Annotated in this window: 10 protein-coding genes; 4 read left to right on the top strand and 6 right to left on the bottom strand. The window is 66.7% G+C overall.

Annotation, left to right across the window (positions count from 1 at the left end; genetic code table 11):
- Together Van01_RS32350 and Van01_RS32345 are read right to left on the bottom strand one after the other, a co-directional pair.
- Nucleotides 1–816 (bottom strand): taurine ABC transporter substrate-binding protein (locus Van01_RS32350; protein WP_239099436.1); only part of this gene is annotated, 816 nt, incomplete at its 3' end.
- A gap of 40 nt (nucleotides 817–856) precedes the next feature.
- Nucleotides 857–1723 (bottom strand): ABC transporter permease, encoded by an 867-nt coding sequence (locus Van01_RS32345; RefSeq protein ID WP_204015723.1) that lies wholly within the window; start codon nucleotides 1721–1723, stop codon nucleotides 857–859.
- Nucleotides 1724–1853: 130 nt separating this feature from the next.
- Between Van01_RS32345 and Van01_RS32340 the strand changes: the two genes are divergently transcribed.
- A complete protein-coding gene (locus Van01_RS32340) occupies nucleotides 1854–2153 on the top strand; it encodes a hypothetical protein (protein WP_204015721.1) in 300 nt (99 codons plus the stop codon).
- Nucleotides 2154–2809: 656 nt separating this feature from the next.
- On the opposite strand, the gene Van01_RS32335 is transcribed toward Van01_RS32340, so the two are convergent.
- Nucleotides 2810–4114 carry an MFS transporter gene (locus tag Van01_RS32335; RefSeq protein ID WP_275410430.1) on the bottom strand — a complete coding sequence of 435 codons (1305 nt, stop codon included), beginning with the start codon at nucleotides 4112–4114 and terminating at the stop codon, nucleotides 2810–2812.
- A gap of 11 nt (nucleotides 4115–4125) precedes the next feature.
- A complete protein-coding gene (locus Van01_RS32330) occupies nucleotides 4126–5175 on the bottom strand; it encodes an aldo/keto reductase (protein WP_204015717.1) in 1050 nt (349 codons plus the stop codon).
- Between the two features lie 114 nt (nucleotides 5176–5289).
- Here Van01_RS32330 and Van01_RS32325 point away from each other — a divergent pair, with 114 nt between their 5' ends.
- The gene (locus tag Van01_RS32325; protein WP_204015715.1) at nucleotides 5290–5763 is read left to right on the top strand and encodes a MerR family transcriptional regulator; all 474 of its coding nucleotides are present in this window, start codon (nucleotides 5290–5292) and stop codon (nucleotides 5761–5763) included.
- A 581-nt stretch (nucleotides 5764–6344) separates the two neighbouring features.
- Nucleotides 6345–7433, top strand: coding sequence for a hypothetical protein (locus Van01_RS32320; RefSeq protein ID WP_204015713.1), 1089 nt, complete (start codon nucleotides 6345–6347; stop codon nucleotides 7431–7433).
- 247 nt (nucleotides 7434–7680) lie between these two features.
- Here Van01_RS32320 and Van01_RS32315 read toward each other — a convergent pair whose 3' ends face one another.
- On the bottom strand, nucleotides 7681–8106 hold the full coding sequence (locus Van01_RS32315; RefSeq protein ID WP_204015711.1) for a nucleoside deaminase: 426 nt from the start codon (nucleotides 8104–8106) through the stop codon (nucleotides 7681–7683).
- Nucleotides 8103–8960: an LLM class flavin-dependent oxidoreductase gene (locus Van01_RS32310; protein WP_204015709.1), complete on the bottom strand. Its 858-nt coding sequence runs from the start codon at nucleotides 8958–8960 to the stop codon at nucleotides 8103–8105. The genes Van01_RS32315 and Van01_RS32310 overlap by 4 nt, the downstream gene beginning before the upstream one ends.
- A gap of 94 nt (nucleotides 8961–9054) precedes the next feature.
- On the opposite strand from Van01_RS32310, the gene Van01_RS32305 reads away from it, so the two are divergent.
- Nucleotides 9055–9513, top strand: a complete 459-nt coding sequence (locus Van01_RS32305; protein ID WP_204015707.1) for an Lrp/AsnC family transcriptional regulator — start codon at nucleotides 9055–9057, stop codon at nucleotides 9511–9513.
- The last annotated feature ends 526 nt before the right edge of the window (nucleotides 9514–10039 follow it).

Raw genomic sequence — 10039 nt, 5'->3', positions numbered from 1 at the left:
CCCTCTAAGAAAGACACCCTGCGAAAGTTGCCGCTGCGCTTCCTCCGGGCTGAGGTTGAGTTCGGCGCCGACCGACTTCGCTGCCGCGGCGGGATCGTCGTGGATCAGGTTCAGGGCCTGGAACTGAGCCTTGCGCCAGGCGTCGACCGCAGCAGGGTGCGCCTGAACAAAGTCCGTGGCGACGACGCCGAGGTCCAGCGTGGGCTTGCCAGCGGTGGCGAGTTCGCGACTGGTGACCAGCACCGTACCGGTCTTCCGGAGCTCATCCAGCGATGGCAACCAGGAGTAGGCCGCGTCCAGGTCGCCCCGGGTCCAGGCGGCCAGGATGTCCTGGGGCTCCAGGTCGACGATGGTGAGCTCTGATTCCTTGATGCCGGCCTGATCCAGGGCGGCCAGCAGGCTGTAGTGGGCGGTGGAGGCGAAGGGGGTCCCCACCTTCTTGCCACGCAGGCCGGCGACGTCGGTGACGCCGGAGCCGTTGCGGGCCACCAAGGCCTCGTTGTCGCCGGCCACGTCGAGGACGAAGGCGACCTGATACGGAATGTTCAGCGGCGCGGAGAGACCGCGCGCCACCGGACTCGACCCGATCGCCGCGATGTCGACGCTGCCAGCGACGAAGGCGGTGTTGATGCTTGCGCCGGAGTCGAACTTGGTCCAGGTGATCTGGTAGTCGGGTAGCGCATCCTCAAGAAGTCCCTGGTTCTTCACGATGAGGTCGCCGCTGGGGAAGGCCTGGTAGGCGATCCGGATGGTCTTGCGGCCCGGATCGCCACCGCTGGCGGCGCCGTCGCCGCAGGCAACCAACAGCAGGGACACGGCTGCCAGCAGGCCGACTATCTTGCGCATCTGTTGTCTCCTAGATCTGGCCCCGCCACGGAATGAGCCGGTTTTCGGCGGTCCGTAGCAGGGCGTCGATGATGAGGCCGGACAGGCCAATGGCGAAGAGGCCGAGAATGACGACGTCGGTCTGGGAGTAGCGCTGGGCGTCGCGGACCATGCCACCGATGCCCGGCACGCCGTTGATCGTCTCGGCGGCGACCACTGAGGAGTACGCGACCCCGACCGCGATCCGGATGCCGGTGAGTATCTCCGGTAGCGCGTGGGGTAGCACCACGTCGCGGATCACCTGAGCACGACCGGCGCCCAGCGCCCGGGCGGCCTCCACCAGCCCGGTCGGTGCGGAGTAGACGGCTGCCGCGGTCGCGACCGCCACCGGCGGCAATGCGGCGATGGAGAGCAACCAGAGCTTCGGAGTCTCGTCGATGCCGAACCAGATGATGAAGAGGCTGAAGTAGGCAAGCGGCGGAAGGGCCCGAACGAAGGTGACGACCGGTTCGATCACCACCCGGATCCAACCGACAGTTCCCATCACGACACCGAGGAGCACCCCACCGGCCACGCCGATCACGGACCCGATCAGGATGCGCCGCAGGCTGACGCCGAGATGCTCGATGAGCAGGTACCCGCTGTAGCCGCGAATGCCATCGTGGGTAGTCGACGTCTGGACCACCTGGTGCCACACCGCACCGGGGGAGGGGATGAAGGTCGGATTGCTCGTGGCCCGGGCGGCGACTACCCAGAGGCCGTAGAGCACGACAAGGGCGAATAGCCGCAGGAGGACCCGGCGTCGTCGTCCGCCACGAGGTGCCAGTGACCCCCGGGCGGCCGTCGACGCACCGATCGAGGTTTCCGCAGCGGGTGGCGCGGGGACTGTGGTAGTCACCCAGTTTTCCTATAGTACAAGTAGGAAATAGGCAAGCGGAGATCGAAGGGCGGGACGGCGGCGGGGTGCGGCCACCCGTGGGGTCCAGCCGGCCTGGCTGGTCTCCACGCCCGCGGCAGGATCAGAGGCGATGAAAAGGCACATCGACGGCGGACGAATGTTCGTCACGTATCACACTCTCGGGATTGTGGATGGAGATGGCTGGCCCCTGGACGATCACGGCCAGGGCAACGGATTGGTCCATCCGTGCGGGCACGGGGCCTCGGCCTACGCGGGCATTCACACCGGGCTTGTTGAGGTGCAGGCGGTCAGCCGCGAGCAGGCACCTGACGCGATCGACGACTCCCGGCTCTGGCAGGACATCGCCGAGGTAAGCGTCACCGCACCGACCGGACACCTGCGAGGAAACACGCATCCATTCAGGGCCTAGCAGGCGGTGCCCCACCAACTGCTTCTACCGCAAGTTGTCGACGTGGAACACCGCCGATGATCACCGTTAGGCCAACGGGATCAACGCCGACAGCGTCGGACCCGGTTGGGTTTTGGCTTGTGTTGCCCCTCGGACACAGATTTTCCGCATCGGTGCGCACTTTGAGTGCGCATGCGCTGATACTACAGCCTGCTGGTACGCGCAGTTGGGCGTGCACCCGTGGGTACGAGTTTCGTATCGATACATTCGCCATCAGCGGCGCAATTTGGTCGGCGCTTGCCATGACCGTCGTGGGCGTGCTGGCCCGAGTCGGTCTCTGCGGGATGGGGTGAGCCTCGGCTACGCCGAAAAGCTGCCGACTGGCCCGGGGCTGAGTGTCGGGTCGCTTTGGTCCAGGCCGACGAGCACGTGATCCGGCAGGTCATTCACCGGTTGAACGAGATGAGTATGGCCAGCCTGCCCCTCGGTGGGCAGGTGGCTGTCCCCGTAAGGTCAGCCTGACGATCATGCGTTCATCGTCGTGACGGCCAACACCCGCCCCGAGAATAAGCACCTTCCGTAAGTGGTTCCGGACGTTGGGAGTGTCGAGTCAACGTCTGATCGTGGTTCTCGAGGTGTCGGGGGCCGGTCGGGTCCGCCGGCCCCTGATCGACCGATCAGCCCGCTATCTCCAGTCCCGCGTCGAGGAGCCGCGAGGGTCGGGGTGGGGCGGGGAGGTTGCGTCGGCCTTTGAGTGGGCCGAATGGCATGGTGAGTGCGCCCGCGACGTAGATGGCGAGCATGATCGCGAGAGCAGTGCGGACGCCGAGTTGATGTCCGAGCCAGCCGGAGACGAGCCCGGATGCGGGCATCGCGGCGAAGGCGAGCATCTGGATGGTGGTGCTGACGCGGGCTTGGAGGTTGTCCGGAACGTAGGTGAGACGCCAGGTGGTGCGGATGACGTTGTCTGCGACGATCGCGAACTCGCATAGCAGCAGCCCGGCGGCCATCCACCCGACACCTGCGCCGGGGCCAGTCAGCAGTACCAGCAGGCAACTGCAGCTGACGAGCTGCAGCGCGATCGGGCCGCGCGCGCTACCGAGCCGGCGGGCGACATGTGGGCCGAGGAGCCCGCCGATGACGCCGCCGACGCCCCCGGCGGCGAGCACGAGTCCGGTCACGGCCTGTGGTGCGGCGAGCTCGCCGACCAGGAAGAGAACCTGGAGTGACAGCAGGCCGGTGAGGCCGAAGTTCTGCACGGCAGCCAGGCCGGCGAAGTACCGCAAATAACGGTCGCGGGCGACGACATTGACGCCGGCTCGGATTCGGTGAAGAAGAGGCTCTTCCGGTACGGCCACGGCAGGATTGGATGCCCGGCCCGCGGGACGCGTTCGGGCAAGGCAGACGGCCGATACGAGGAAGCTGACCGCGTCAAGGAGCACGCCGAGCGCGGCGGAAACGGCCTGGGCGATCAGGCCAGCCAGCCCCGGCCCGACGACCGTGCTGGCCGATTCGGTGGCGTACAGCCTGGAGTTCGCGGTGCCGAGCTGCTCGGCATCCACCACGCGGATGACGAGTCTGGGCAGCGCGGCTCGGAACACCACAGCACACGAGCCGATCACGAACGCGACTGCGACCAGCGCCGCAAGCGTCAGCCTGCCGGTCACCCAGAGCAGCGGCACGGTCGCGGCAGCGGCGGCCGCGACCAGATCGCTCACAATCATCGTCGTGCGGGGTGACCACCGGTCGACGAGCGCACCGGCTGGCAGACCGAGGATCAGCCAGGGCGACCAGCTCGCCGCCGCTAGGACCCCCATCCAGCCCGGACCGGCATCCAGCTGCGTGGCCGCGAGCAGCGACAGCAGCGTCGCCGTGGTCGCGGTCCCGAACACGCTGACGGCTTCACCGAACCAGAAGACCCGGAAGGCGCGGGGGAGACGGGGGGACGGCCGTCTCCCACGATCCTGCAAATGACCGACCACTATCAGCTCGCTCAGGCCGCGGCGCGGTCGGTCAGTGGGCGGCGCCGTCGTGCGTTGTCGGTCAATGAACGCGGGGGCAAGGGGGCGTTGGGGTTGTACAGGTTAGTCCCGGGCGGCACGATTTCGTCGATCCGGTCGAGGGCCGCATCGTCCAGAGTTAGCGCGGCGCCCTTGAGGAGATCCTCCAGCTGCGGCATGGTCCGCGGTCCGATGATCGCCGAGGTGACGGCCGGATGGGCAACGGTGAACGCGATGGCGAGCTGCGGAAGGGTGCAGCCGATGTTTTCCGCGAGCTCGACGAGCTGCTCGACGACGTCGAGCTTGGCGGCGTTTTCCGCAATCGCGGGATCGAATCGTTCCGGCCGGATCGTGGGACGGCCCGTTGACAGGTCGATGGGCTGATACTTGCGGTACTTGCCGGTGAGGAACCCGAAGGCCAGCGGGCTCCAGACCAGCACGCCCATGCCGTAGCGCTGGCAGACGGGCAGGACCGAGGCCTCGATCCCGCGGGCCAGGATCGAATACGGCGGCTGCTCGGTGCGGAAGCGTCCGAGGCCACGACGCTCGGAGACGTGATGCGCCTCGACGATCTCCTCAGCCGGGAACGTCGAGCAGCCGAAAGCGCGGATCTTCCCCTGGTGCACGAGATCGCTGAGCACCGAGAGCGTCTCCTCGACGTCGGTCGAGTCGTCGGGGCGGTGAACCTGGTAAAGGTCGATCCAGTCGGTGTTCAGGCGCCTGAGGCTGTCATCAACCGCCTTGAGGATCCACCGCCGCGAGTTGCCACTGCGATTGCGGCCCTCACCCATCTGGAAGCGCACCTTGGTGGCGAGTACGACGTCATCACGGCGCCCCCGCAGCGCCTTGCCCACGATTTCCTCGGACTCTCCCTGTCCGTACATGTCGGCGGTATCGACGAAGTTGATCCCCTGGTCCAGCGCGGCGTGGATGATGCGGACACAATCGTCGTGGTCGGAGTTGCAGCCATCCTGGAACATCATGGTCCCGAGGCAGTATGCACTGACTTCGATGCCGGTTCCGCCGAGGGTGCGATAGCGCATGGTGATGCTTCCTTACTGGTTCAGCCGTGATTACACAGTGCGACAGGAGCGTCGATCGCACGGGAACCCTAGGATCTAGAGTCGGCTCTAGGTCAAGCGGCTACCCTGAATGGTATGGCTGAGGTCACCAAAAATCTGAGCATCGGGCAGGTCGCCGAACGCACCGGCTTGAGCGTGCACGCATTGCGCTTCTATGAGAACGAGGGCCTTTTCGTCAACCCCGTGCGGCGCGGACCTGGCGGGCGCCGCAACTACAGCCAGGACGACGTGGACTGGCTCACCGTCTGCATCATCCTGCGCGCCTCCGGCATGCCCCTGCCCGCGCTACGCCGATACGCCGACCTCGTCCGGCAAGGAGCCGGAAACGAGGAAGAACGACTCACGCTCATGCGCGAGCACCAAGCCCACGTCACCACCCAGATCCGCAAGCTCGCCGAGTGCCTGGACCTGATCAGGTTCAAGGTCGGAGTGTATGAGGACATCCTCGACATAGACAGCGCCGCCAGTGGCGAATGCCACGCGCTATCTCCTTTGGCAAACGACGAAGTCGCCGATAGCAGCGGTCCGCTCACAGCGCAGTCAGCCTAAGTTGAACGGCCGCCGTCGACGGAGCTGCAGATCGTCACGAGGCCAACGTGCGGGAAAACCTCCGCCGTTCATGCGTGCGAGGCCAGCTGCCCCAGGGGCGTCGACGACCAACGCGATAACCGTCGGGCGCCGATGGCGTAACAATATTGTGCCGGTCCGGCTTAGGGCCCGCCCTGTCGATCAGGGACTGCGTAGCGGGGTGCGGCCCCTGGCGAGTTCGGTTGTGACGTGGGCTTTGGCCCGGGCCGAAGGCGAAACTGAGGCCGTAACCCTTCCATGAGTACGACCTGAAGCCACGCTGAAGTCGGCCGCCGTTAGGTTGGTGGCGCCTCAAGGCAGCGCTAGGACAATTCATCGTAGGAGCGGTCCAGGCGAGCCAGAAGCGGCACTTGACTTCGGTGATTCTGTTGGAGGATGGCGCCGCGGCTAGCGACGATGATTGCCCGGATAGCGCCGTAGCGGTTCCGTGGCCGTATCGCACACGCCACGGAACACTGGCGAGGGCTGGCCCACCGCCACTACCTCTCGAGCCCTGGTGTATCAACGCCGATGCATCGGGCGACGGCCCTGACCACTCAAGGATGAAGATGGTAAGCCTCAGCCGCCGCGCACCTCATATGGCGCGACGTCGCATGCGCGTAGCGGCGATCCTGACTGTGATCGCGAACCTCGCCGCAGCCCTGATCCCCGGATCAGCGGCGCCAGCGTTCGCCGTCACCACCCCCGAGTACAACTATTCGTTCACGACCGCGACCAGTTCGGCCCTCCACTCCGTGCCGGGCTCACAGGTGACTGCCGCTCTGGCCGCGGGACAGATGCTTTATCTGTACACGAAGGATCTCTTCAACATCCTGCTCACACCGATGGGAGCTGACGACGCGCCGGGGACCACCTTCTATCTGTCGTGCTGGAAGGCGGGGGAGTCGACGACACACCGAGTGGGGGTGTACACGGCGCAGAACACGGTAACCCCGAATGAGACCACTATCGACGGCACCATGCGCTGGCTGCTCGTGGCGCCGAGTGCCGGGTCGTACACCTGCGAGATTCAGGTTGGCAGCTACGCGCGCGGCGATTCAATCATCGAGGCCGGTGGGAGGATCTACATGCGCGTGAAGGCCGGCGCACAGCTGAACTACAGCTACGTCGGGCAGCCAGGCAGCATAGTGCGCAGCGCACACAGTTGGGCCATGTCAAATGTTGCCAGCCTGGGCGAGGAGTTCGTTTTGTGGAGCGGTGTGAAGCAGCTCAACGGATCGACTATCCCACTTACCCAGGGAGCGGGCAATCTCACGATCGTGCAGGACGTCAATCTCACGACCTGCATTCCCGATGACCACCTGAAGTGGTCGGACTGCGCGGGCGGCGACGGAGGAAGCACCATGCGCACGTGGATCGAGGCGCAACCTCAGCACTCTGACGGCAGCGCGTGTGGCCCGCTCATCAAGGGGACCGTGAAGTCGACCTGGATCAGCCGGCCGCGCCACCACAAAACCGTGAACAACACCCTGATGATCTCGCGGTCGGGCATGGGGGCGGCGTGCACGCAGGTAAGGACGGCCCTGAAGGTTGAGCTCGGTGGCGGGGCGCAGACGGTGATCACTACAAGTGGCATGCCCTACCGGGGGCAACCGGCCGACGCACGGCGTCGCCTACCAGTTCTGATCTGAAGATGCGATTGTGGCTGGCACCCGAGGATGCCAGCCACAATCATGCGTGCTGAGGGGCGTCGCCCAGGTCCGGCGCCATGGCGGGGATCAACCTTCAGCCGCTCAGCGAGGGTTTCGCCCTGTTGGACCGCCTAAAGCCCGCCTAGGGGTATTGCCGCGTGAACGTCCTCGCCTTCGCTGCGCAGCCTCGCACCGAGCTTCGCAACCAAGAACCTCAGGACCGGCCTCGACCACCTCCAAGGCCGCTCTAGTAGTAGTTCTCGATGGGCTGGCGTGCCTCGTCGAACAGCGCCGGCCCCTCGTACCGCACCGGAGGCAGCGGCGGGGTTGTCGGCTTGACCTCCTCGAACTGCTCCGCGGACAGCGCGTACACCACCCTGCCGAGGCCGGAGCGGGCGATCGCGGTCTCACACATGGGGCAGGGCTGGCAACTGGTGAACATCGTGGTGCCGGCCGCCACGTCAGGGGCGAGCTCCCGGGCGGCCCAGCGGGCCAGCTTCAGTTCCGGGTGGGCGGTGATGTCGGAGTCGGAGACCACGGTGTTGTGGTCCTCGATCAGGACCACGCCGTCGGCGCCGACCAGCAACGAGCCGAACGGGCGCTCGCCCGCCGCCCCGGCCATGCTGGCGAGCTCCACGGCACGGCGGAGAAACTTTTCGTCAACGGGCGTCATAGGTCCTCCTGGGATCTGTGGTACGCGGCCACCGCCGCAAGGGTCCGCCAGGCGCGTTCGGGCCGGCGGATCTCGGTCAGGTCGCCGTGGAACGGGTCGAGCACCACCGCCTGCGTGCCGAGCAGACGGAGTTGGTCGAGGTCGGCGATGATCTGGTCGATGGTGCCGACACCGGCGAGCCGGTCCGGGTCGGTGACCGCTTCCTGGGTCTCCCGGAGCGCGATACGCGGCATCAACGCGGGTACCGGGCGGCCCAGTTCGTCGGCGGTGGCCTTCAGCCGCCCGGCCGCCTCCACCAGCCATCCGGGCGTGACCCGCAGCGGGTGCCAGGCGTCACCGAGCAGCACGGCGCGACGGATACCGGCGTCGCTGTTGCCGCCGACCCAGATCGGGATGGGGATCGTGGCCGTGTCGTAGTCGCCGGTGTTCCGCCAGGCGTCACGCATGGCGCACAGATACTCGTCGGTCAGCGCGCCGCGCCGCCGGAACGGCACGCCGAGCGCCTCGAACTCCTGCCGGGCCCAGCCGACCCCGACGCCCAGGACGAGCCGGCCGCCGCTGAGCCGGTTTAGGTTCGCTGCCATCCGTGCGGTGAGCAGCGGATGCCGGTACGGCACGATGAGCACCGTGGTGCCCAGCCGCACCCGTTGGGTGACGCCGGCGAGCCAGGACAGCGTGGTGAACGGCTCGTAGAACGGCGCCGGATACTGCTCCGCCACATCCGGGGTCACCGCGATGTGATCGGAGACCATCAGCAGGTCGAAGCCGAGGCCCTCGACCGTCTGCGCCCACTGCCGCAGCATCGCGGGGTCGGTACCCGGACCAAAATTCGGTACGTTCACACCAATCTGCACGGCTCCCACGCTACTCACGGCGGGTTCCTACTGTGAACAGCATGATCCCGGCCCTTACCGGCATCCGCCGCGAATTCGCCGGTAGATTGGCCCCATGGCCGAGGATCTTGACGCCGTCGACTGGTCCATCCTGACCGAGCTGCAGGGCGACGGCCGCCTGCCCATCACCGAGCTCAGCCGCCGGGTCAGGCTCAGCGCGTCAGCCACCACCGAACGGGTGAGGCGGCTGGAGGCCACCGGCGTGATCACCGGCTACCGCGCCGACGTCGACCTCACCAAGGCGGGCTTCCCCGTGCTCGCGGTGGTCCGGCTGAAGTATCCCGGCAGCCGGCACGAGCCGCTGCACAAGCTGCTGGAGCGACGGTCGGAGATCCTGGAGTGCCTGCGCACCACAGGAGACGACTGCTATGTGCTGAAGGTGGCCGCCACGTCGATGGCGCACCTCGAACAGCTCGTCAACGAACTCGCCGCCTTCGGCAGCACCACCACCAACGTCGTCTACAGCGCCACCCTGCCCTACCGCGGCCCGCGCCTCACACCGCCACGAGGCTAGGCCGTGTTCCGTAGGGCGCGGAGCCAGCTGACCGGACGGCGGCCGGTTCTTCGCCCACGAGCTGTGGCATACCACCAGCTACCGGCTGGACGTGGCGGCGCTAGCCGCCGGTCCTACCCGAGTTGTGATGGGTTGCGGTGTTGAGTCCCACGCGCTGTCGACCTACCGGACGTCCGTGACGCTGGCCGAGCGGCTGGGTGCTGCGTTTGTCGATGATCTGCCTGGTGAGCACACCGGCTTCGTCGATCATCCAACCGAGTTTGCCGAGGCGCTGCGGGTGGTACTGCGGTAGACCGGGCGTCCTGGGTGCGGGTCGGGCCAGGGCACCGATCAGGGGTGTCCTCTCCCGTCGTCAACTGGCGGGCCTGATGGCGACGACTCCAATGTTGCAGGGTGGCGAGTGCTTGGATGCGCTCTGTGATCTGTGAGACGGAGTCGCCAGCGAGACGATCCACCCCTCGACACTCGGTGGGAGCTGAGAGGATCAGAGGATCACGGGTTTCGCCTTCTGCTCGCCTTCAGAGTG

Origin of the sequence: Micromonospora andamanensis (assembly GCF_016863495.1) — a bacterium.
GTDB classification, from domain to species: Bacteria; Actinomycetota; Actinomycetes; order Mycobacteriales; family Micromonosporaceae; genus Micromonospora; species Micromonospora andamanensis.
This window is presented reverse-complemented; position numbering and strand designations above follow the sequence as displayed.